The sequence below is a fragment of the Thermodesulfobacteriota bacterium genome (assembly GCA_031082315.1).
Classification (GTDB): Bacteria; Desulfobacterota; QYQD01; order QYQD01; family QYQD01; genus QYQD01.
In genome coordinates this window covers 107,961-132,039 of sequence record JAVHLC010000006.1, presented here as the reverse complement: position 1 = coordinate 132,039, position 24,079 = coordinate 107,961, and the positions used below count along the sequence as shown (strand labels likewise).

The following is a 24,079-nucleotide window of genomic DNA, read 5'->3' as shown; positions in this document are numbered from 1 at the left end:
CTCCTTTGCCAGCCTCTTAGCCACGGCGTTAGGCAGTGACCGAATCTATTCACACCCGTAAGGAGATTTTCTGCATTGGATATTCCACGGATCTTCAACATCACCGAAAGTGCTCACCGCATCCATAACCCGTTCACACCCGAAAAGCTCGCCACTCTCGGCGCGGCGCTGCGTCTGGAAACGGGAACCCGAGTGCTCGACCTCGGCAGCGGTTCGGGGGAGATGCTGTGCACCTGGGCACGCGATTACGGAGTCATCGGCACCGGCATCGACATGAGCCAGTTGTTCACCGAGCAAGCGAAACTCCGCGCTGAAAAACTCGGTGTCGCCGATCAAGTCAAGTTCATCCATGGCGATGCTGCCGGCTTCGTCTCTGACGAGAAGGCCGGTGTGGCAGCCTGTCTCGGTGCCACGTGGATCGCTGGGGGAGTCGTCGGCACCATCGAGCTTCTGGCGCAGAGCCTCCGCCCCGGAGGGATCATCCTCATCGGCGAACCCTACTGGCGGCAGTTACCGCCGACGGAAGATGTTGCCAGGGGGTGTCTTGCCGGCTCAATCTCCGACTTTCTCCTGCTTCCAGAACTTCTCGCGTCTTTCGGCCACCTCGGCTACGACGTCGTGGAAATGGTTTTGGCAGACCAAGACAGCTGGGACAGATACGAGGCGGCCAAGTGGCTCACCATGCGCCGATGGCTTGAAGCCAATCCCGACGACGAGTTCGCGAAAGATGTTCGAGCCAAACTAACCTCGGAACCCGAGCGCTACGCCGCTTACACGCGTGAATACCTGGGCTGGGGCGTGTTCGCGCTGATGACGCGGTGATGCGTTGGCAGATGAAAAGACAAAATGAAGAAGCCTAATCGGGTAGCCAGGGGGTTTTAGCCCCCAGCCCCCACACCACCTGGCATGCGGGTCCGCACCAGGCGGTTCATGAAGCCTATCGGGCCGTAGCCGGACAGTAGATGTTCACCTACGAGTCTGGTGTTGATCCGGGTCGGGTACTTCAATGACGCGCCCCATGTCCACTCCTCCGGTCGGATTCATCGTGTCATGAAAGCTCATTGCTACTCCTTCCCTGCTTCATGTTCGGCCCTTCGGCGGTTCACGCCTGCTATGGCCTCTGCTGACTTCTGCTCAATCACCCCATGGGTTACCCCTTGGGACGCTTCCTGGGCTGCCTTAGGGTACGGTGGCTTATCCATTCCTTTCGAAATGGGCCTCAGTCCGGCTCCCGTAGCAAACCAAGGACGCTCGTTGAGCAGATCTCCCCGGATAAGGACGTGGACTTTCGCTACACAACCGCGGCATTTACCATATCTCCCGAACCCGGGGCTTCGTCATGTGGTGCTGACTTGCCCGGAGACTTGGCCTTGTATGCCGTTTACTCGCCACGTCCTGTGGCTCGCCCTTCGGGCCAGCAAAGCTGTTCAAAATCGTTCATCCTGACGATTTTGTCTGTTCGTCGGCTCATAGCTTTGCGCTCCGGGTTACCGCTCCCTACGGTCGCTCTCGCCGTTGGCTCGTGGTCTCCGCTGCGCTTCGAACCCTTCAGACGGTCTCTCACGATTCCGCCCTTGCCTTCGGCTAGTACTTCTGCTAACGTATCACTACGTGGGCAGGGTTCACGTACAGGGGGTTTTCACCCCATAAGTTCACGCCCATGCCGGGCGTACACCTCGCGTTTCACCCGACCCACTACGGCTTCGCCGAGTGGGCCGGTGAACTATTCGTTGGGCTTCATAAAGGAGGAGGATGCCATGATCCGTATCGTACGTCCGAACCTGGGGAAACCCTTGATATTAGAGCCCGGAGAACTGGAGCGTTTTGAAATCACCATCGCGTACATAAAAGACTGGCACGAGGGCAAAGAGGAGAAAGAAGAAGAAGTGTCCTACCCTTCCATACCTCAGATCCTGGCACTCTTGAGAAATGACCCCCCGATAATCAGCCGGGGTACGGTTACCATGCCGTTGACGGTATACCGGGTTTATGGGTATTTCCGGCATCCATCATACAAAGATGATTATGGGAAGGTTATCCATGCGCAAACCAACCAGCATCAGCAATACCGAAACGGGTTCCGGTGGGAAGCGCGAGTGGAAGTCGGAATTAATAAGGATTCCTCCAAGAAGCTCAAAGACACATTCGGCTGGCCCAACCTTTTTCATGTGAATTGGCAGGGCCGGAAGAATTATCACGCGGTGTATGTGCACGAAACGTTGAAAACGTCGGACAAGTTTACCATCCTCCATATCACCGATACGCATATCTCGAAAAGAAATGATCTGATCCCCGGGATCTTGTGCGAGGTCCGCAATCTTACGGAATCCCAGGAACTGAAAGACCGGTATATCAATCCCAACGATAATCTGCGCGCTTTTATCAGAGAGGCCAATCAGCGACTGGCAAACGAGAGTGTGATTGTTGTTCTCACGGGCGATATCGTTGATTACTATTTTGACGGATACTGGGATGGCCGTTATGTCTGCGGGCAGCAAGGTTTCGCCCCGGACCGGCGAAAAGCTGCGGCGGGCTCGGCATGGAATTCGAACGTGGAACAATTTCATGAGATCATCACCGGCCGGGATCACAAGGGTGAAGCCCTCAGATGTCCGCTTTTCACCATCCTGGGCAATCATGATTATCGTTCGAACGAAGTGCTCCTCGATTGGAACTGCAAGCTTTCTCTCTTCGACAAAGAGCTCTATAAACGCGACGAATATGGTTCATTCGGTCTGCTGGAAAAGGAGGGAAATGAATACGACTTTTGGGCCTTCCCCCGCAAAGCCGGCAAGCATGAGCTCATCGCTTCGCGGAAAACCTTCAAGGAGTTCAGGACGAACGAGTGGAAAGCTTCCCTGGACCAAGACTATTCATACTGGTTAATAAAACCACGATCATGGATTCTTTCGCAATATCTCTGCACGGTTAATTATGATCTGGATTTTACTTTTCAGATGGGAAACACCAGCATCCTATGCCTGAATACCGCGCATGATCAGTTTCCAAAGCAGGAGGACCTCGTATACGATGAGTTGGACCTGAAGGATTTCCCTGACTGGTTTCATGATTTTGTTAAGGGAGGTCCGCATAGCCGTGGAATCACTCAAGAACACCTGAACTTGTTAGCACAGGCAATGAACCCGCAAAAGGAACAACTGATCTTCATTTTCACGCACGCGCCATTGATCAGTCTGCCAAGGTATATGGGAGAATATGATGCTTTCGATCTCTACCGTGAATCCGTGCGGAAAAATGAATTAAGACCTCGCATGCCTGTATTGACGCAGAATTGGAGTCGTCTCTGCAGCCACCTGCAATCAGTGCTGAGCATACCTGATTATGAAGAAAACAAGGCAGAGCCGGAACTTGGCGGGAAAAATGCGATTATCAAGGCTATAGAATCCAAGGGGTTTCCCGTCCATAATACGGAGTATTTCAAACACAGCGCTCGGGACCCTTACCTGAACTTCAGTTGCGCGGATGGCCGGCATACCGCCTTGTTAAAGAGCATCACACACGAAATCGGGAAGCAAACGAACCAGCCGGTTCTCTTCTTTTCCGGTCACACACACAATGCGCATGAACTTCGGGTAGGTCAGAAGAAAGACGGGGCGACTTGCTTTTTCACGAATGAGTACTCCAAAAGTATTTTTGTACCGGTCAATATTGATGATGGAATCAATGCCGCCGAACTTCTTTCGCTTGGCGCTAGATATGAGTGGCTGAAGCAAAACAGCCCGTTGCTGATGACCTCAGGGGCTATAAAGAATCGGGAGCCGCAATATCGTGAGATTGTGGTTCGTGGTCAAATCCCGACCAGCTTGACCATGAAGAGCATCGGCTTTGAAAACGTCCGGAAAACCGGAAATTATATTCCTGGATGCCGCATCATTGCGCTGGCCGCACAGAATGGTCAGTATCTGGGCAATCCAGGCGGTTATGAAATCACGGCAACGTGCGGCAAGACCGACCCGTGGAGAAATATGGAGTTGATTCACATGGAATCCGGCAAGGTGGCAATCCGCGCCGCCTATATCAACCGGTATGTCCGCGTGAAAAATAATGGTCTCCTGGATGCGGGCCTGAACAAGATTGACCCTTCTGCAACATTCACCCTCATTGGCGTTGGAGAAAATAATGTGGCGCTACGCGCCAATAATGGAAAGTATGTCTGCGCGGAGGGTGGCGGGGGCGGTTCCCTTGTTGCAAACCGAACCGCAATCGGTCCCTGGGAGACATTTACCCTTATCGAGGGGGAAACATCCGGCCAGATCGTACTAGAATCATTCAACTTTCCTAGTTATTTCATACGCCATAAAAATTATCTGGGTGAGATAGCAAAAATACAGACCGCCGCTGAACGGCGCGATGCAACATTCAGGATCGCTCCGGGGCTGACCTCTCCCGCACATCCGTATGAACGATACTTCTCGCTTCAATCGGTAAATTACCCCGGCCATTATCTGCGCCACGAAAATTTCATCTTCAGACTGAGTCCATATGTCGATACGGACCTGTTCAGAAAAGACGCCAGCTTCAAAATGATTCCCGTCTGGAACGAGGGTGTTCTTTACTCGTTTGAATCTGTCAACTTCCCTGGTTTTTATATCAGGCACCAGAATTTCAAACTGTGCCTTGCACGCGGTGAAAACGATCTCTTCAGGAAGGATTCCTCGTTCAAAATCAGCAGGCCGGGATGGGGGTAGGCAGATAACCGGGGTAGCCTCGCAGGCGCCAACGTAAGGGTATCCAAGCAATGCGCGGGGGGATATGGGGTCAAATCTATTTTCTTGAATTGCATAGGAGAGTAACAGGAGGCATGGCACGACCACTTCGAATCCAATATTCCGAAGCAGTTTACCACTGAGCTGTCAGCGGCCCAGTGAAAATGCAGGAAAATGGGCGCGTTAAAGATGCATCCCGGCAGGTGGCCGATGTCTGGAGCCGAGTGGGCAATAGGGACATCCATAAAATCATAAAAATTGCCCAACAACCGCATTAACCCGGACTGGCAAATTCGCTGCGCTCCATTACCAGCCGGTTATGCGGCGCGTTCGATGAAAAAGGAGAAAATCATGAATAATAATGCACCCGGAAAAAATTTAGTTAACGAGATACCTTCTGAAATCAAAGGATGGAATTGGGGAGCATTTCTATCCACATGGATTTGGGGGATAGGAAATAATTCATATCTCCCTTTCCTTGTCTTTGTGCCTTTTTGTACCATTTTCATGCCATTTGTCTGTGGGGCGAAAGGAAATCAGTGGGCATGGCACAATAAGAAATGGGAAAGCATTGAACATTTTAAGAAAGTGCAAAGACGATGGTCAATTGCTGGGCTTGTCATGTTTTCTTGTACCCTTATTTTGTTCATTTTTGTTGCAACATATCAGTTCGAGAGTTCAGAAACCATAAGTTTGCCTTTTGAAAAAAAGATCCAATCGAACCAGAAAACTCAAGAGAATCTATTGCCCGCGTGATAAGGTCTTAACCTCACGGTTAATGCGCTTTGCCATTTTGTGTATCAGCACACCCCGCACCGCTTGCATATTCCCACCTGGCAGGGGATGGTCTTTTCCGCCTTGAGGGCCTTCTGGTATTCCTCCCACAGGTAGGGGGCTACCAGGATGCCTACCGCGCCGGCGCCCCGCCGGAATGGATCGAGGAACTGAAGAGTAAGTGAGCAAAAATGCCTTAAAGTTATAAAGCAATGGACAACCCTTCTTCTCTTCAGAGATTCAGTGCGAATGCGATGGCACGTCCAGCTTCAATCATCTTGTTTGCCGGGAGAGTTGTGATGAGTGAGCCTATCTTGCCTTTCGATACAGTTTGGATATGATCACAGTTCACGACACAATCGTGAGGCAGCCCGTCTTGCCGAGAAAGAAAGACCTCGCTTGGGATGTCCCTGATGGTGGTAGTAATAGGCGCTATGGTGACTTCACCGAGATAGTCAAGAATGGAATCTCGCGTCAGTATGAGCACGGGACGCTTTTTATCAGGATGGAGGAACTTGTACCAGCGAACTTCTCCCCGTTTCATTCACCCCCCCACGCCTGCTCATCTTCCCACACGCTGAACTCGCCCTTCTTGACGGGTTGCGCCTTGTATCCCCGGCGGTGCTTCTGCTCGAGCCTTGCTACACTGTAGCGCGTGAGCGCATCACGCAACGCATCCCTGGTAAAAGCCGATCGTGATGTGTGAAGCCGTTTCGCAGCACGGTCTACCGCCTCTACCAGATCGTCATCGAGTGTCATCTGCACAGTTCTCATAGTAACTATCGGCCCTCCCTGTATGTGGATTACCATAGCTATGGTAATCCACATAAATAACCATGTCAAGAAAATCTTTAACGTCTTAACCTCACGGTTAATGCACTTTGCCTTTTTGTGTATTAGCAGACCCCGCACCGCTTACACTTCCCCACCTGACAGGGGATGGTCTTTTCCGCCTTGAGGGCCTTCTGGTATTCTTCCCACAGGTAGTCTTTATTTATGCCGTGGCCGATGAAATCCCAGGGGAAGAGTTCATCCCGATCCCGCTCGCGGGAGACAAAGAAATCAGGGTTTAAGTCCACCTCTTTATAGGCCTTCTTCCAACTACCTGTCTTTAGCGCCGCTTCCAGGAAAGACCCGACCCGGCGATCTCCTCTGGCCAGGAGGGCCTGTACGTAAGCCCACTTCGGCACGTCGAAGGTGGTTCGGACGTTACCCTCATGGCGTAATCCATTCTTAATAATCTTGGCTTTGTCCTGCAGCGACTCCAGATCATCCATGGCCACCCACTGGAAGGGCGTCCAGGGTTTGGGTACGAAGCAGTTAACACTGAGCGTTATGGTACCCATGCGCCTTTTATCCCGACATATTTTAAGGATATGATGTTTTATCTTTTTCGTCAGGTGGACGATGGCCTCCACATCTTCTCTTTCTTCCGTAGGCAGGCCGATCATAAAATAGAGCTTGAGATTGAGGATATCCCACTGAGCCAATCTCTCGGTTGCCTCCACTATGGTTTTTTCATCCAGTCCCTTATTAATTACCCGCCGCAGGCGTTCTGATCCGGCATCCGGCGCTATGGTGACTGTCTTCAATCCGGCGGTCTTCAGGGTGGCCAGGAGTTCCGGGGTCAGGCAGTCCGCCCGCAGAGACGAAAACGAAACCTCCTTACCGTGCGCGATGAGATGCTTGCAGATACGCTCTATGGCCTCAGCATCGGCAATCTCTACCCCTACCAGACCCACCTTCTCAATATCCCCGGCCCCGGCAGTTACCCTATTTATGACTTCTTCCGGCCAGGGCCGGGGCGGACGATAGATAAACCCCGCCGCGCAGAAACGACATCCTCTCGAACATCCGCTCCCTATCTCAATGAGAAATTTGTCTCCAAATTCGGTGTTGGGGGTAAGGACAATAGTGTGTCTTTCGGCGGCCTTCCCTGTAGGGACACTCATCCTTTTTACTGTCTGCGGCAGTCCTTCAGCCGGCGCAAAGGATTTTAACCGTCCCTTTTTATCGTAGCCCGGCTGATAAAATTGCGGGACATAGAGGCCGTCAAAGCGGGAGGCCAGTTCCCGGAGGGCCTTCCGGCGATCCTGTCCGAAAAACTGCTTTTCTATCAACAGATCGAGAAAAGGCTGGATGGTCTCTTCCCCCTCGCCCAGTAAAAAGCAGTCTATATATCCGGCCAACGGCTCCGGATTGAGGAAGGTTGCTACCCCCCCGGCCATGACCAGGGGATGTTTATCGCTGCGATCTTCTGTCCGTATGGGGATACCCGCGGCCTGGAGGATCTTGAGGACATTTAGATAATCGTTCTCAAAAGAGATGGAAAATGCCAGGACCTTAAAATCGGCCAGGGGCCGGTGGGACTCTATGGAAACAGGAGACTCGCCCTCCTCCGGCAGGAAGATGCGTTCACAAACCACGTACGGATTCCGATTAAAAAGGGCATAAACAACCTGATAGCCCAGGCTGGACATGCCCACATGGTAATGGTTGGGATAAATGAGGGCTACGGGTAATTTACCGTGCCATTTCTTCCTGATTACTCCCTTTTCGGCGGCGAGAAGTTCCTTGCTTAAAACCTGCTTTTTGTACAATAATCTCCTTCAAGAGGTTCAAGGTTCACAGTTCAAAGTTCAGGGTTCAAAGTTCAGGGTTAAAAAACCGTGAACGTGGAACCCGGAACCGTGAACTTCTTTGGTTGCGACTATGGCGCGCCGTGTTCTCTGTGGCAATCGTCAAAATCAGTCTGCCTGCCGGCGCAAAAATGTCGGCACATCCAGTTCTTCTTCATCCATGGCCGCGGCATCGGAGAAACTACGTTTTCGCTGTAAGTTAGTATTTCCGGGCAGTATGGCCCTGGGCTGAAAACGCTCCACGGTCTGGCCTTCCGGAGACGAAGACGGTCCTCTGCTCCCGAGCCAAGGCCGGGCCGGAGCATCCTGTTTTCTGGGCTGAAGCCGCGGCAGAACGGTCTGAGGCGGGGATGCCTCCTTCTCGCTTTCTTCCTCTGTATGGATGCCGGTGGCGATGACCGTGACGCGGAGTTCATCCCCAAGGGCATCATCCAGAACCGAACCGAAGATGATATTGGCATCTTCATGCGCCTCTTTCTGGATAAGGGAAGAGGCGGCATATACCTCATCCATGGTCAGACTCTGGTTACAGGAGATGTTGATCAAGACTCCACGCGCTCCGCTTATGGATATATCTTCCAGGAGGGGGCTGGAAATAGCCTTCTGCGCGGCCTCAATGGCCCGGTTTTCGCCGGAGGCAATGCCGGTGCCCATGAGGGCCAGGCCCATTTCCGACATAATGGTTCTGACATCGGCAAAATCCACATTGATGAGACCGGGCACGGTAATTACATCTGAGATTCCCCTTACGGCATAAAGAAGCACATCGTCGGCCTTTTTCAGCATGTCGAGGAAAGTAGCATTCTTTTCTGCAAGGCTCAGGAGGCGGTCATTAGGGATAGTGATGAGGGTATCCACATGTTTTTTTAATTCGCGAATGCCGTCTTCGGCCTGCCGCATGCGTTTTTTTCCCTCAAAATGAAATGGCTTGGTAACTACAGCTACGGTGAGGGCGCCCAGCTCCTTACCGATCTGGGCCACAATCGGCGCGCCGCCGGTGCCGGTCCCGCCGCCCATACCGGCGGTAACAAAGACCATGTCACTGCCGGCCAGGGCTTCGCGTATCTTGTCTATACTCTCCAGGGCGGCCTGGCGGCCCTTGTCCGGATCGGCCCCGGCCCCCAGCCCCCGGGTTACTTCTGTGCCAAGCTGGATCTTAATGTCTGCGCTGGCCACCTCCAGGGCCTGGGCGTCTGTGTTGGCGGCCACAAAACAAACGCCCTTTAAGTCGGACCTGATCATATTTCTGACCGCGTTTGTGCCGCCGCCGCCAATGCCGAAGACCTTGATTTTCGCCGCATAATCATCTTCTGCAAACGTAAAGAGCATAACTCCCTACCCCCTTATATATGAATACTATAATATCTTATCTTTGAACCATCTTTTCATCCGGTTTGTGACCCGGTTAAAGATATGCTCGTCCCGGATGCGGAATTTTCTTTCCGGTTCATTATTGAGTCCGTATATGAGAAGACCCACAGCCGTTGCATACATGGGACTGTTTATTACATCCACCAGCCCGGTAACGCCCTTGGGATAACCGACGCGTGTCGGTAAGTTGAAGATCTGTTCGGCCATCTCCGGTATGCCTTCCAGCAAGGCTGAGCCGCCGGTAACTATCAGACCCGCGGCAACAAGCTCCTTAAAACCGGAACGAATTATCTCCTGATCAATCAGGCTAAAAACTTCTTCCACCCGCGGCTCCAGTATCTCACTCAATATATACCGCGAGACGATGCGCGGTTTCCTGCCGCCTACGCTGGGGACTTCGATAGTCTGATCTTTCTGGATCATGGTATTCAGACAACAACCGTGCCTGACCTTGATTTTTTCCGCCTCGGCCATGGGTGTGCGCAGGCCCACAGCAATATCATTGGTCAGGTTGTTGCCGCCCAGACCCAGTACCGAGGTGTGCCTTATACTGCCGCCGGTAAAAACAGCTAAATCGGTGGTGCCGCCGCCAAAATCGATCAGCGCCACCCCCAGGTCTTTTTCTTCATTGCTCAAGACTGCTTCCGCCGAGGCCAGAGACTCCAGCACTATATCGCAGACATCCAGTCCGGCCCGGTTGCAACACTTTATTATGTTGTGCGCCGAGGTAACGGCCCCGGTTATAATGTGCACCTTGGCCTCCAGGCGGACACCGGTCATGCCTAAGGGGTCAAGTATGCCGTCCTGATCATCTACGATATATTCCTGCGGCAGGATGTGGATGACCTCACGGTCCATTGGTATAGCTACGGCCCGGGCCGCGTCGATCACCCGGTCTATATCATTCTGCCCAACCTCACGCCCTTTGATGGCAATCACGCCGTGGCTGTTAAACCCTTTGATGTGGCTGCCGGCGATACCGGCATAGACGGACTTTATCTCACAGCCCGCCATTAATTCTGCTTCTTCTATGGCCTTCTGGATAGAGTTGACGGTGCTTTCAATGTTAACCACCACACCCTTGCGCAGGCCGATAGACGGATGGGAGCCGACTCCCACGATCTTTATCGTATTTTCATTTACTTCTCCTACTACCGCACAGATCTTGGTCGTGCCGATATCCAAGCCGACAATGATATCCCCTTGATCTTTATCCATAATTAAATTCCCCTAGGATAGGTTGATGGTCTTTCGGATCATAATTTTTCCATTATAATACTCGCAATCCACATAGCTGACCGAATTATAGGCCTCTTTCAAATAAAGGTCGTAAAGGACCATTTCCAGTCGCCTGAATTTTTTTGCCATATCTCCCATCCCCATTCTTATGGGAAAGCGACCGTCTACTGTATGTAGAACCAGGCCCATCCTGGGGTCTATGTGGATTTCGGAGATATTTCTGGCCGGCAGCACATCTTCAACGTTCTTTTGGGCATAGAGAAGCGGCAAAAGCTCCCGCAGATGCCCGACCTTTTCCGAATCAGAGAGCAGCTCTCCCTTCTTTAAGCCGGTTATAATCGGATAATCCATATTCTCAGCCAGATTTGTCCGTGCGATTATTACGCCCTCTTTATCAACGTAATAAAGCCCGTTATCCTGCAGCAGCGCTACCGGCTGTTTTTCCACGATGCGGATATAAAGGCGGTCGGGCAGTTCCTTGCGCACGATGGCCTGTTTGACCCAAGGGTGCGTCTCCAGTGTCCGGCCGATTTTGTCCGCATCAATAGCCAGTATATTGCTGTGTATATCCACATTGGCCAGATTACGTATCTCTTCCTTGGAAATGCGCTGGCACCCGGTAATGTGCACTGAATTAATACGAAAGAGGCTGGATTGATACACCCAGCGGCAGCAAGTCCTTGTCAAAAAGATGCCGCCCGCGGACAAAGACAGCAGCAGCGCCAACCCAAGCAATAAGATTATGCGCCTTTTACGGCGGCTGTCCGCCCTTTGAGGCATCCTTTTATAGCTACGCACCAATGATCTCTACCTCTGGCTCCAATTTTACTCCAAAGCGGGCCTGGACCTGATCGCGAACCAGGCCCAGCAGGCCGAGGATGTCCGAGGCCGTGGCCCCGCCGGTATTGACTATGAAATTGGCGTGCTTCCGTGATACCAAGGCCCCTCCACAACGCATACCCTTTAATCCGGCCATCTCAATCAATTTACCGGCGGCCAGGCCGGCCGGGTTTTTAAAAATAGAGCCGGCGCTGGGCTGACGAAGGGGCTGGGTGGCGCGTTTACGCGCCAAGTTGGAGGTAACTATATCCTGAACCTGCCCGGGATTGCTCCTCTCCAGGCAAAAGGTGCCGGAAAGGATGGCGCCCCCCTTAGGGGCTAAAAGAGTGCGATAGCCAAAGGAGAGCCGGCTCCTCTCCCATCGCCCGACCTTTCCTTCCTCATCCAGGACGCTGATCTCTTGCAAACAGTCTTTTATCTCACCGCCCCAGGAGCCTGCGTTCATGGATATGGCTCCACCTGTTGAGCCGGGGATACCGGCAGCAAACTCCAGGCCGGAAAATCCGGCCTTGGCCGTAAACCGAACCAGTTGCGGGAGATAAACCCCTCCCTCCACGGTAACCAAAACGGTGGGCCTGTCTTTTAAGTCCGTGACCGTCATCTTTTTGAATCCCATCTTCAGGGAAATAACTACACCGTTAAATCCACGGTCTTTAACTACCAGGTTTGTCCCCCGGCCGATAACAAAACAAGGTACGCTTTCCTGGCGCGCAAAGGTCAGGATTTGCCCCAGGGCGTTGAGACTGCGGGGCATGACCACGGCGCCGGCCGGGCCGCCCACTTTAAGGGACGTCCAGCGCGCCAACGGCTCATCAAACAATACCGCGCCGTCACATAACTTCTCTAATTGCTTTTTTACCCTTTTGTTCATTTTCCAAGCCGCGTCAGCAGCTCTTCTCCTACCTGCCAGATATTGCCGGCTCCCAGGGTCAAGACCACATCCCCGGGACGGACTATCGCCTCGAGATGAGAGGCTATAGCCGCTCTGTCCGGTATAAATTGCACGTCCTTATGCCCCTGCCGGCGGATACTCTCACACAGATCTTTTGCCTCCACACCCGGGATCGGCTTCTCGCCGGCCGCATAAATCTCGGTCAGTATGAGCATGTCTGTCTGGTAAAAGGCCTTCACAAAATCCTCGAAAAGGGCCTGCGTCCGCGTGTAACGGTGAGGCTGGAAAATGACGATGAGCCGCTTCTCTTCCCAGCATTGTCGCATCGCGGTAAGGGTGGCCTTGATTTCCGTGGGATGATGACCGTAATCATCTACGAAGATAATGCCGCTCACTTCCCCTTTGATCTGAAAACGTCGCTGGACGCCGCTGAATTGTTGCAGGGCGGTCTGTATGTCGGCGAATGGTATATCGAGTTCCAGACCGCAGGCCACCGCCGCCAGGGAATTATATACGTTATGTATGCCGGGGATGTTCAGGTTGATCTCTCCAAGTTCCTGCCCCAGATGATAAGCAATGTAGCGTCCTCCCAACCCTGACCAGCGGACATCCCGCGCCTGAAAATCAGCCTGAGCGCTGAGGCCATAGGTAGCATAGCGTTTTTTAATATAGGGGATCAAAGATGGGATATGGTTATCGTCCAGGCAGACGATGGCTATCCCATAAAAAGGCACTTTATTTATAAATTCGAGGAAGGTAGTCTTAATGCACTCCAGGTTGCCGTAGTAGTCGAGGTGTTCGACATCGACATTGGTTACCACCACAATGCTTGGGGAAAGATGCATGAAGGAACCGTCGCTCTCATCGGCCTCGGCCACCAGAAATTTGCCCTGTCCCAGCTTGGCGTTGCTTCCCAGGCTGTTGAGCTTGCCGCCGATAACCACCGTGGGATCAAGACCGCCCTGAGCCAGTACCGTGGCTACCATGGAAGTGGTGGTGGTCTTGCCGTGTGCGCCGGCTACGGCAATGCCGTACTTCAGACGCATCAACTCCGCCAGCATCTCCGCCCGCGGGATGACCGGGATCATAGCCTCCCGGGCATACTGTACCTCAGGGTTATCCCTGGTTACGGCTGAAGAAGTAACCAGGACAGCGGCCCCATGCACATTTTGGGGATCATGTCCTTTATGTACGGTACAACCCAGTCTGCTGAGGCGGCGGGTAATGTCCGTCTCGGCCAGGTCGGAGCCGCTGACCTTATAGCCAAGGTTGATTAGAACCTCGGCTATGCCGCTCATGCCGATGCCGCCTATGCCTACAAAATGTACATGTTGACCGGTCTTATACATTTACTAGCCACCTATCATCTTAAGACACTCTTCCGCAATAAGCGCAGCGGCGTTTGACTTGCCCAGCGCCAACGACCGGCCGGCCATATTCTTAAGGGCGCTCTGATCTTCATACAGCGATTTAATCTCCCCGGCCAGAATATCCGGCCTGAGGTCGGCCTGTAGAAATACCTTGGCGGCGCCGGCCCTTTCCAGACAGCGGGCATTTACCTCCTGATGGTTATTGGCCGCATAAGGATAAGGGATTAACAGGGCAGGCCTCCCGATAGCGGTCAATTCAGCCAGAGTACCGGCCCCGGCCCTGCATACCACAACGCTTGCCCGGCCATAGGCCCATCCCATGTCATTAATAAATGCGGAGACCGTGGCCTCAAACCCGGCCTGCTGATAAGCATCCCTCACCCAGACCTCGTCTTTCTCGCCGGTCTGGTGAATAAAGTAAAGTCGTTCCTTCAGGTCATTCAGACCGGCCAGGGCAGCAGTTATAATCTCATTTATGCGGTGTGCGCCCTGACTGCCGCCCAGGATAAGGACGGTGAACCGGCCGTTCACCCCCTTATTTTTGCCGACTGAGTCCAGTAAATCTTTCCGTACCGGGTTCCCGGTAAGCATGCCCTTTCGGCCGGGGAAATAATCTCCGCTTTCCGGATAAGAGATAAATACCCGGTCTGCGATACGACCTAAGATACGGTTAGTCAGACCCGGGATGGAGTTCTGTTCCTGTATCGCGGTCTTTATTCCCATAAGCCAACCTCCAAGGGTTACCGGCCCGGAGACATAACCGCCGACGCCCAGGATTAAATGAGGCCGGAAGTCTCTCAAAATAGCCAGTGTCTGTAATATCGCTAGAGGGACCATGGCCAGGGCCCGAACCGTACCAACCACGCCACGCCCCTTGATACCCTCGGCCCGTATCGTCTTGAACGAAAATCCGTACCTGCGCAGGGCCTCTACGTTTATTTTCCTGTCCGTGCCTACAAACAGGATGCTCACGTCTCCTTTGCTCATCAGTTCCCTGGCCACGGCAATCCCCGGGAAAAGATGCCCGCCGGTTCCACCCCCGGCTACAATGATGCGTATTCTCTTTGCTTCATACATGTCAAGCGTTCGAACGTTCGAACGGATCTATCATATCGCGGCGGCCTGCTGTTTTGGCAAGCTCCGGGCTGCTTCCTGAAAAATATCTCCCCTCTCCGCATAACTACGAAACATATCAAAACTCGCGCAGGCCGGGGAGAGGAGGACCACATCTCCCGACGCAGACTCCGCATAGGCCAGGCGCACGGCCTCCGGCAGCGTCCCGGCCTCCATAGTCCGGGTCAGATGTCCCAGGGCCCGGCGTATCTTTTCTCCGGCCTCGCCGATAAGGATAAGCGCCTTCACTTTATTGCGCACCATATCTTCCAATACCGCATAACTGCCGCCCTTGTCCCGGCCGCCGGCAATCAGTATGACCGGCCGGTCGAACCCGGCCAGGGACTTGACCACCGAACCCACATTGGTCCCCTTGGAATCATCATAAAAGCTTACGCCGCCAATCTCACAGACAAATTCCGTACGGTGATGCAGACCCTCAAACACCTCCAGGGCCTCCTGTATGGCGGATGGCGTACAGCCGCACACCCGGGCCGCAAGGACGGCGGCCATGATGTTTTCCAGGTTATGCTCGCCCGTCAGTTTGATCTTCTCTAATGAATATGTCTCCCCCGCTTCCTGATCCAGGCGGCAGGTCAGCCTGTTCCCCTCCGGGTAGGCCCCTTTGCCGTGCGGCTTATGGCTGAAGGTGAGTATGCGGGAGGGTATTTTACTTACGTACTGCGTCACCACAGGATCATCATCGTTAATAATGGCAAAGTCGCCGGCTGTCTGGTTGGCAAAAATCCTGAACTTGGAGAGGACATAGGCATTAAAAGATGGATAACGATCCAGGTGATCCTCGGTTATGTTCAAAAGGAGCCCCAGCCAGGGTCGAAAGAATTCGGTAGTATCCAGCTGAAAACTGCTTATCTCTGCCACCACAAAATCCCTGTCCTGTTTCTGCCCCGCATAGCCGATCAAGGGACGGCCGATGTTGCCGCCCACGAATATCTTTTTACCCGCATGCGCCAGGATGTGCCCGATTAATTCCGTAGTCGTGCTCTTGCCGTTAGTGCCGGTTACCGCGATGACAGGCGTATCTATAAAACGGGCGGCCAGCTCTATCTCCCCGATGACCGGAATACCGGCGCGCCTTGCCGCCTGAAGGGGCCCAATCTCCAGAGGCACCCCCGGGCTGACCACGATCAACCCGGCCGCAAGGAAGGTCTTTATGTTATGTCCACCGGCCTCCAAAGGAATCCTGTTCTCTTCAATCCAGGCCAGCTTATCTGCAGGGATATCCTTAAGGGCCGCCGATTCGGATACGGAGACCTTAGCGCCGCGCTCCAGCAAAAACGCAGCAGATTCCTTACCGCTTGCGCCCAGCCCTACTACCAAGACCTTTTTGTCTTTCAAGTCCATACCCGATGTATCCTCTGTTTACCTAAGCTTCAGGGTGCTCATGGCTACCAATCCCAGAAGAATAGCAATAATCCAGAAGCGCACGATGACCTTGGGCTCCGGCCATCCTTTAAGCTCAAAGTGGTGGTGGAGCGGGGCCATGCGGAAAATACGCCTGCCGTTGGTGGCCTTAAAATATCCCACCTGAAAGATGACGGACAGGGCCTCGACCACAAATATACCGCCCACAATGGCCAGCAAAATTTCGTGCTTGGTTATCACGGCCACCGTCCCCAAGGCTCCCCCCAGCGACAGAGAACCGACATCACCCATAAAGACCTGAGCCGGATAGCTGTTAAACCATAAGAATCCCATACCGGCGCCTACTAATGCCCCGCAAAATACGGCTATCTCTCCAACGCCCGGCACGTAGGCGATCTGCAGATAATTGGCTATCTTAATATGCCCGGTTAAGTAGGCAAAAATGAGGTAGGTGGCAGCGGCGATGATGGTCGGCCCGATGGCCAACCCATCCAGACCATCGGTCAGGTTGACGGCATTGGATGCCCCAACAATAACTATTATGGACAGGGGGATATAGGCCCAGCCGATATCAGGCCTGATGGTCTTGAAAAACGGGATGCTGAGGCGGGTATCGAAATTATGATGCGTATAGAGATAGACACCGATAAACAGGGTGATGGCCAATTGTCCGGCCAGCTTGTAACGACCGCCCAGGCCTTTATTGTTCTTCTTGATTACCTTGCGATAGTCGTCCAGAAACCCGATGCTGCCAAAGCCGACGGTAACCAGCAAGACCAACCAGATATAATGACTGCTTAAATCCGCCCACAGGAGCGTGGACGCAACCACGGCAAAGATGATCATGAGGCCGCCCATAGTGGGCGTCCCCTGCTTCGAGAGGTGGGACCGAGGGCCTTCTTCACGAATATACTGCCCTACCTGAAGTTCGCTGAGCCGCCTGATCAAATAAGGCCCGACCAGGAAAGACAACAAAAGGGCCGTCAACGTGGCGTAGATAGTGCGAAAGGTAATATACCGGAAGACATTGAAAACAGTATGATATACATGCAGGGGATACAGTAAGTAATATAACATTTATGCCTCTCCCCGGAGCCCCTTTACAATCTCTTCCATCCGCATGCGACGCGATCCTTTGACCAGCACAAAATCGTGGCCGGAGGTTTTTTGCCTGAGTATTCTGACTGCTTCTTCATGGCTGGACGCGGTAATAATATGACTTTTATCCATACCGCCTGAGACAGCCCCTTCTGCAATAAACGCCGGAGCAAATTCGCCCATAACGATGAGATATTCTATCCCCAGCCCGGCAATATATCTTCCGATGGAGCGATGGGCCTCTGCCGTCTGCTCACCCAATTCCAGCATGTCCCCCAAAACCGCTATTCCGGGCCTACTCCCTTTGATCTCTTTAAGGGTTTCCAGGGCGGCCCGCATAGAGCCCGGATTGGCGTTATACGTGTCATTTATTACGGTCATTCCCTGGGGGAGTTTGATAAGCTCTAACCGGTTTGCCGCCGGACGGAATTCTTCCAGGGCTTCTTTGATAGTCTTAATATCCACTCCCATAGCCAATGCCACAGCGCTCGCGGCAAGGGCGTTTGCGATGTTATGCCTCGCCGGCGTCTGTAAGGTTACCTGCGCAGCCCCTTCATGTGACACCAAAGAGAAAGTTAGCGTCCCCTCCGGTCGGGATATAATCTCCCGGGCAGTAACTTCCGCCCCGGGACCAAGCCCAAAGCCGAGCTTACGCGCCCTGCATTTTCGGGCCAGATTCGAAACATGGGGATCATCCACATTAAATACGGCCGTATCCTCCTCATCCAGAGCGGCATAAAGTTCGCCCTTGGCCCTGGCTACACCTTCTATAGTTTTAAGGCCCTCCAGGTGGGCCATCTGCACATTGGTAATTACCCCTATATCCGGCCTCGCAATCTGAGCCAGCCGTTCTATTTCTCCGAGTCTGTTCATGCCCATCTCCAGGACGGCTACTTTATCCGTGGGCTTAACCGCCAGGAGAGACAGAGGCAATCCGACGAGATTGTTAAAGTTACCCATGGTCTTGGCCACATTAAAGCATTTAGCCAGGATACCGGCAGTCATCTCTTTGGTGGTGGTCTTGCCGCTGGATCCGGTAATGGCTACCACCTGCACAGGATTGGCGCGGCGCCAGAAAGAGGCGATGTCGCCTAATGCGGTTAAGGTATCATCTGCCTCAATGACCACGGCCGGAGTAAAAAGGTTCCGGCCGGCCTGTTCAGACCACCAGCCTTTACGGACTAAAATACCGCTTACCCCTTTAGCTAACGCTTCCGGCACAAAGTCATGGCCGTCAAAACGTTCCCCCTTCAGGCACAGAAAAAGATCTCCTTCTTTTGCCGCGCGGGAATCTATGGCCGTACGGTTAAAAGAAACGGCCGTGCCGCCCTGGAGCAGCATCCCTTTTGTAGCATACAATACATCTAAAGCCGCCAGCCTTCTCATATCCCGCCCGGTATCAAGACAGACTGCCAAAGGCATGCCTCACCTCCACCCGATCGTCAAAGGATAAAATATTCCCCCTTACGATCTGATAGTCTTCATGGCCTTTGCCGGCAATGACGATGGCATCTCCCGGCCGGGCCAGGCGCGAGGCCAGTCTGATAGCCTCACGTCGGTCAGGCATAATAACATAGCCCGCCTCAGGCGGGCCGGCCAGGATGCTGTCCGGCTCAACCCGCCGCAAAGGAGACCCCTTTATCCCTTCTTCAATATGCCTGATAATCTCCAGAGGATCTTCATCCCTGGGGTTGTCTGAAGTTATTATTACTATCCGGCTGAATTGGGCGGCTATCCGCCCCATAATGGGCCTCTTGCCCTGATCGCGATTACCGCCGCAACCGAATACACTGATAAGCCTTTTAGGATTAAGGGCCTGTACGGCGCTTAAGACCTTTTCCAGGGCATCCGGGGTATGGGCATAGTCCACCAGGACCGTGGACTTACAGGCATTGTCGATGCGATCCATACGTCCCGGCACAGCGCTCAATGCCTCTATCCCTTTTTTTATAACCTCGCACGAAAGACCCAGGGCCAGCCCTACCCCTGTAGCCGCCAGCATATTGTAAAGGTTGTACTCACCCAGCATTTTTGAATGCAGGTTAAAAGTCCCTTTAGGGGTAACTATCTCGGCCTCGATCCCATCCAGGGTAAAAGACGTGTTCCGTGCCGTTATATCTGCCCCATGACCTCTCAGTCCATAGGTCAAAGGAAGGCCCTGCTGGGCCTTGAGCAACTCCCGGCCCCAGGGATCGTCGATATTGATAACCGAGCAAGGTCGCTTTGCCCTTCTGCTCTCCTCCAAAACTGTGGTAAAAAGTCTTTCCTTACAGTGGAAATAATCTTCCAGGTCGTGATGATAATCCAGGTGATCCCGCGATAAATTGGTATAGGCCGCCACATCAAACCGGCAGAAGGCAACCCTCTCCTGATCCAGGGCGTGGGATGACACCTCCATAACCACGTGCGTTATCTTCTGATCAGCCATCCGGCGAAGGAGCTTTTGCAACTCCAGGGACTCAGGTGTGGTAAAAGGCGCCTTCAGCACCTCACATCCAAAGCGATAATTGACCGTTCCGATAACCCCGGTAGAAAGATCCGCGGCCCTTAAAACAGATTCTACCAGGTAAGATGTGGTCGTCTTACCATTAGTGCCGGTAATACCTACCAGGCATAATTTCCTTGTTATGTCTCCATAGTAGGCGCTGGCGATGCAGGCCAGGGCCTGACGGGTATTGGGAACCCTGATTATGCTTAAGCCGGCAGGTGTGGAATTCAATTTAAAACCGTTTTGCACTACCACTGCCTTAGCCCCGCGACTGATAGCGTCATGGATATAGGCGTGCCCATCGGTCTTTGCCCCGGAAATAGCCACAAAAAGGCTCCCATGGCTTACCTTCCGGGAGTCATAGGCGACATCGGCAATCTCAATATCCGGCAGGCCTTCCGTGAGCTTTTTGTCGATCGATCCTATTAATTGGGTCAGTCGCATATCATAAAAATCCTGTCTTCTATGAAGACGGTTTAAATTCTATTACACAACGAGAATTCTTTCTTAGCCTTGTTCCCGGCGCCGGTGATTGACAAACCGCAACTCCGGAACCGGTGACTACCAGAGAGACGTCATATCCCTGAAGCATATACAGGGCTTCCCGCATGGATTTGCCCCGTACGTTCGGCATAACCATGGCCTTTGCAGCCGTGGCCGCCGCCTGCCTGCAGCTATCTTGCGCTTTATTCTCTCTTCCGGTGTAACCCCGGTCTTTTTTTTCTCTATAGGAAGCAAGCGCTTTTGCCCGGGGACGGGTTAATACTCTAAGAGAGGCATAGGCTATATCTTTTATCCGGTGTTCTAGTTTTGTCCTTAGTTCCTCTTCCCCCGGGGCTCCTTCGATTACCATCAGTATGGCTACCTTAGGATTATGAGCCGGCACGCCCCCCAATAAGTATTTAATATAATCAACCCCGGACGAATTGTCGAGAGAGGGATCGTCCGGGGATGAAATGCCGGCGGGGGGCCGGACATAATTGCAAGCTGTAAGCAAGATAAAGTTTTTATCCTCTTTGCCTTGCTGAGTTCTAAGGATGGCGCTTATTTTCTCAGATGTCTCCGGCGTGCATGCCTGCCTTGCCGGAGCGCACTGATATTCTTTTATTAAATTACCTTCACTGTCGGTTACCTTTGAGACCACGTGAGGCGGCATAACCACGCCACGGTTTAAGATAGCCCCAAAGGCAGTAATGAGCTGAAGGGGAGTTACCGTAATCCCCTCACCCCGGTAAAATGCAGATATATCGCCCTGATATTGGCTATAAGGCGGCAAAGTGCCGCTATTTTCGGCAGGCAGACAGATACCCGTCTTATTGCCGAATCCGAGCTTGAGAAGAAAATTATATAGAAACTCCGGCGAAGGGGTGTGGGGGGATTCAGATAGATCTTTTGCATTGTCCTTTGTATCGCCATGCGACACGTGTGTTGCATTATCACGCCCTTGTATGGCCGGACTACTTGATTTTTCGCTTAAAGTCTGCTCTTCAATGGCCGCCGCCGTTCCCAAAAAACCGGCCAGTTCACCCAGCTCATATATATCAGTGACGGCCCGATTCCTGCGCAGCGAGGCATCGGCCTCCCAGAAGGTGTTAAGATTGTAAGATGGATAATTGGCCATAGCCAATACGGCCCCGCTCTTAATATCCATGACAATAATAGCGCCTGCTTTAACTATATTATCTTTGGCCGGAGCCGGACAAAACCCCCTCTCCGCCATGGCCTGAATGTTGCTATCCACAGTCAGAATAATATTATTGCCCTTGCCGGCATTAACCTCTGTTACCCCGCCATTGAATGTCAAGCGGGTTGACTCGTCGCACTTCTTCTGAAGTGACAAAGGGGTGCTGCACAGGAGATCATCATAGGCTGACTCTAATCCCTCTATGCCGTGGCCATCCGTATCGGCAAAGCCTATAATCTGAGCGGCCAGGCTGTTCCGGGGATAGAGGCGGCAGTTTTCATTAATAAAATGTATACCCTTGAGCTTGAGATTCTTTATCATCTCTGCCTGATGGGAGGCCACACGACGGGCTATCCATACAAAGGCCTTCTCACACTCGAGCATCTTGAGTAGATCTTTTTCGTTGATTCTGAGTGTGTTGGAAAGGGCGGCCGCCGTCTGGGCCGGATCGTCAACATCCAGAGGATAGGCATAAACGGAGTAGGCGCTAGCGGTTACAGCCAGCTCTCTGTAGCTCCGGTCAAAAATGCCGCCTCGATAAGGAGCAAGGGATAAGGCAGGTTCCGGAGTGCGGCCATGCCCCGGAATTTTCTTATCCTGTTCGCCTGCATGAAAGGCACGGGCTAATAGAATGCCCGACCCTGATATAAGGATCGCCAGGATAATAATATAGGGGGCATAATTCTTACGCTTACCGGTTTCCCTTTTCATCTAATAATCACAAGCTGTTCTTTGGATGGACGTTGCAATCCCAGTTCACATTTTGCCAATTGTTCTATCCGTGCCGGAGATTTTAGATATTTCCATTCCTGCTGTAATCTGTGATTTTCGCTTAGAAGTTTCTTATTTTGTTTCCCGGCAACGATCCCCTGTGACTCGCTTTCTGTAATCGTGCTTCCTAATGCCACAAGTGACAGGAGACATATCGCCAGGCTGCACGCCAGGGCAATTTTTCCGCCGGGCAAGGATAACCTGGCGGTCTTGTGTTTAGCCTTCTTTCCGACGGCCAGGTTTCCGATAAATGCCCTTTTGGGCAAGCGAATGGTAGAAACATTAGACATGCTTAATCCTCCTTTAAGCCGCGAGCCGCTCCGCCACCCTTAACTTAGCGCTGCGGGCCCGCGGGTTAGCGGCACATTCCTCAGGTGACGGAATAATGGGTTTACGTGTAATCCGACGCAACACAGGCCGTTCACCCATGAGTCCGGTCTGTTCCATCTCCTGGAATTTTCTTTTGACAATTCTATCTTCGAGGGAGTGAAAGGAAATAATGCAGAACCGCCCCCCCGGCTTGAGGAGACCGACAATACCCTGTATCGCACGGGCCAGATTCTCTAATTCCCGGTTGACCGCGATCCGCAAGGCCTGAAACGTACGTGTGGCCGGATGAATATTGGCGGGGTGGAACTTGCGCGGTATGGCCGAAGCAACCAGCGAAGCCAGTTGTACGGCGGTGTTAAGCGGCTCTCTTTCCCGCTGCCGGCCGATTACCTTGGCAATCCTCCGCGCCCACCTTTCTTCTCCGAATTCCTTTATAATCTTCTCCAGTTCTCTCTCAGGGAAACGGTTAACAATATGCCGGGCAGTCAATGGATTTTGTTTGTCTATGCGCATATCAAGTATTTCATCCTGTTTAAAGCTGAACCCCCGGCCGCTCTGCTCCAGATGATAAGAAGAAATGCCCAGATCCAGTAATACCCCGTCAACCTTTTCAATCTTCAGCTCTTGCGCTATAAGCGGCAAGTCGGCAAAATTCCCTTTTACCAGGATAACACGGTTGCCGAAGGGGGCTAAATGCTCACGCGCTATATGCAGAGAGTCCTCATCCCAGTCAATACCGACCAAGCTCCCCTCAGGTTTGATTCTTTCTAATATAGCCGCGGCGTGACCTCCCATGCCTACGGTTCCATCAACATATATGCCGCCAGGATGACAGTCCAGATGATGAAGGACTTCCTCACGCATAACGGGTACATGCCATCTGGTCACGGGTTTTCCAGGGTCAAAATTAAATCCCGATTTGGGCTAATGTTGCGCTCAGTTGCGGATAATTCTCCCGGGATTTACTGATCTCCTCATCCCATAGGGCCTTATCCCATATCTCAAAGTTTTTAAGCATCCCGGCTAATACAATCTCTTTATTCAGGTCCGCATATTCACGAAGGCTGGGAGGAATGAGGACCCTCCCCTGCCGGTCCAGAGGGCATTCCACAGCGCCGGAGATAAACAACCTTAAAAAGGCCTTGACATTCTCGTCTATGGCAGATAGAGAAGCCGTTTTATTCTCAATCAGCCGCCACTCTTCAAAAGGGTAGGCTACTAAGCAACGGTGGAGATTGGTTATAATAAGGCGGTCATCGTACCCGGCCCTGAGAACCTCGCGAAACCGCGCCGGGATAATTAAGCGGCCCTTACTATCCAGGGTATGTGTTGACCTGCCACGAAACACCCTATTTCT

At 52.6% G+C, this 24,079-nt stretch carries 21 protein-coding genes; 3 read left to right on the top strand and 18 right to left on the bottom strand.

Annotation, left to right across the window (positions count from 1 at the left end; all coding sequences use genetic code 11):
• The first annotated feature begins 75 nt into the window (after positions 1–75).
• Positions 76–822 (top strand): class I SAM-dependent methyltransferase, encoded by a 747-nt coding sequence (locus RDU59_07340; protein ID MDQ7838290.1) that lies wholly within the window; start codon positions 76–78, stop codon positions 820–822.
• A 242-nt stretch (positions 823–1,064) separates the two neighbouring features.
• Here the strand turns inward: RDU59_07340 and RDU59_07335 are convergent, their stop codons facing one another.
• Entirely contained in the window at positions 1,065–1,202 is a 138-nt protein-coding gene (locus RDU59_07335) for a hypothetical protein (protein ID MDQ7838289.1), read from the bottom strand.
• A 555-nt stretch (positions 1,203–1,757) separates the two neighbouring features.
• Between RDU59_07335 and RDU59_07330 the strand changes: the two genes are divergently transcribed.
• A complete protein-coding gene (locus RDU59_07330; protein ID MDQ7838288.1) occupies positions 1,758–4,709 on the top strand; it encodes an AbfB domain-containing protein in 2,952 nt (983 codons plus the stop codon).
• 369 nt (positions 4,710–5,078) lie between these two features.
• Entirely contained in the window at positions 5,079–5,483 is a 405-nt protein-coding gene (locus RDU59_07325) for a ribonuclease G (protein ID MDQ7838287.1), read from the top strand.
• 250 nt (positions 5,484–5,733) lie between these two features.
• Here RDU59_07325 and RDU59_07320 read toward each other — a convergent pair whose 3' ends face one another.
• From RDU59_07320 to mraZ, 17 genes are all read right to left on the bottom strand, one after another.
• Entirely contained in the window at positions 5,734–6,045 is a 312-nt protein-coding gene (locus tag RDU59_07320; GenBank protein ID MDQ7838286.1) for a type II toxin-antitoxin system PemK/MazF family toxin, read from the bottom strand.
• Positions 6,042–6,413 carry a ribbon-helix-helix domain-containing protein gene (locus RDU59_07315; GenBank protein ID MDQ7838285.1) on the bottom strand — a complete coding sequence of 124 codons (372 nt, stop codon included), beginning with the start codon at positions 6,411–6,413 and terminating at the stop codon, positions 6,042–6,044. Before RDU59_07315 ends, RDU59_07320 begins: the two co-directional genes overlap by 4 nt.
• Positions 6,398–8,101 carry a radical SAM protein gene (locus RDU59_07310; GenBank protein ID MDQ7838284.1) on the bottom strand — a complete coding sequence of 568 codons (1,704 nt, stop codon included), beginning with the start codon at positions 8,099–8,101 and terminating at the stop codon, positions 6,398–6,400. The genes RDU59_07315 and RDU59_07310 overlap by 16 nt, the downstream gene beginning before the upstream one ends.
• A gap of 147 nt (positions 8,102–8,248) precedes the next feature.
• A complete protein-coding gene (gene ftsZ, locus RDU59_07305; GenBank protein MDQ7838283.1) occupies positions 8,249–9,469 on the bottom strand; it encodes a cell division protein FtsZ in 1,221 nt (406 codons plus the stop codon).
• 27 nt (positions 9,470–9,496) lie between these two features.
• A complete protein-coding gene (gene ftsA, locus RDU59_07300) occupies positions 9,497–10,729 on the bottom strand; it encodes a cell division protein FtsA (GenBank protein ID MDQ7838282.1) in 1,233 nt (410 codons plus the stop codon).
• 12 nt (positions 10,730–10,741) lie between these two features.
• Complete coding sequence (locus RDU59_07295) at positions 10,742–11,548, bottom strand: FtsQ-type POTRA domain-containing protein (GenBank protein ID MDQ7838281.1); 807 nt, start codon at positions 11,546–11,548, stop codon at positions 10,742–10,744.
• A complete protein-coding gene (gene murB / locus RDU59_07290) occupies positions 11,541–12,461 on the bottom strand; it encodes a UDP-N-acetylmuramate dehydrogenase (GenBank protein MDQ7838280.1) in 921 nt (306 codons plus the stop codon). The genes RDU59_07295 and murB overlap by 8 nt, the downstream gene beginning before the upstream one ends.
• Positions 12,458–13,831, bottom strand: a complete 1,374-nt coding sequence (gene murC, locus RDU59_07285; GenBank protein ID MDQ7838279.1) for a UDP-N-acetylmuramate--L-alanine ligase — start codon at positions 13,829–13,831, stop codon at positions 12,458–12,460. The genes murB and murC overlap by 4 nt, the downstream gene beginning before the upstream one ends.
• Positions 13,832–13,834: 3 nt before the next feature.
• Positions 13,835–14,929 carry an undecaprenyldiphospho-muramoylpentapeptide beta-N-acetylglucosaminyltransferase gene (gene murG, locus RDU59_07280; protein ID MDQ7838278.1) on the bottom strand — a complete coding sequence of 365 codons (1,095 nt, stop codon included), beginning with the start codon at positions 14,927–14,929 and terminating at the stop codon, positions 13,835–13,837.
• Positions 14,930–14,959: 30 nt separating this feature from the next.
• Positions 14,960–16,330 (bottom strand): UDP-N-acetylmuramoyl-L-alanine--D-glutamate ligase, encoded by a 1,371-nt coding sequence (gene murD, locus RDU59_07275; GenBank protein MDQ7838277.1) that lies wholly within the window; start codon positions 16,328–16,330, stop codon positions 14,960–14,962.
• 18 nt (positions 16,331–16,348) lie between these two features.
• Positions 16,349–17,428: a phospho-N-acetylmuramoyl-pentapeptide-transferase gene (gene mraY / locus RDU59_07270; GenBank protein ID MDQ7838276.1), complete on the bottom strand. Its 1,080-nt coding sequence runs from the start codon at positions 17,426–17,428 to the stop codon at positions 16,349–16,351.
• A complete protein-coding gene (gene murF / locus RDU59_07265; protein MDQ7838275.1) occupies positions 17,429–18,871 on the bottom strand; it encodes a UDP-N-acetylmuramoyl-tripeptide--D-alanyl-D-alanine ligase in 1,443 nt (480 codons plus the stop codon).
• Complete coding sequence (locus RDU59_07260; protein MDQ7838274.1) at positions 18,849–20,381, bottom strand: UDP-N-acetylmuramoyl-L-alanyl-D-glutamate--2,6-diaminopimelate ligase; 1,533 nt, start codon at positions 20,379–20,381, stop codon at positions 18,849–18,851. Before RDU59_07260 ends, murF begins: the two co-directional genes overlap by 23 nt.
• A gap of 19 nt (positions 20,382–20,400) precedes the next feature.
• Positions 20,401–22,332, bottom strand: a complete 1,932-nt coding sequence (locus RDU59_07255; protein ID MDQ7838273.1) for a penicillin-binding transpeptidase domain-containing protein — start codon at positions 22,330–22,332, stop codon at positions 20,401–20,403.
• Positions 22,329–22,682: a cell division protein FtsL gene (locus RDU59_07250; protein ID MDQ7838272.1), complete on the bottom strand. Its 354-nt coding sequence runs from the start codon at positions 22,680–22,682 to the stop codon at positions 22,329–22,331. The genes RDU59_07255 and RDU59_07250 overlap by 4 nt, the downstream gene beginning before the upstream one ends.
• 13 nt (positions 22,683–22,695) lie before the next feature.
• A complete protein-coding gene (gene rsmH / locus RDU59_07245; protein ID MDQ7838271.1) occupies positions 22,696–23,610 on the bottom strand; it encodes a 16S rRNA (cytosine(1402)-N(4))-methyltransferase RsmH in 915 nt (304 codons plus the stop codon).
• A 19-nt stretch (positions 23,611–23,629) separates the two neighbouring features.
• Entirely contained in the window at positions 23,630–24,070 is a 441-nt protein-coding gene (mraZ, locus tag RDU59_07240; protein ID MDQ7838270.1) for a division/cell wall cluster transcriptional repressor MraZ, read from the bottom strand.
• Between the last annotated feature and the right edge of the window lie 9 nt (positions 24,071–24,079).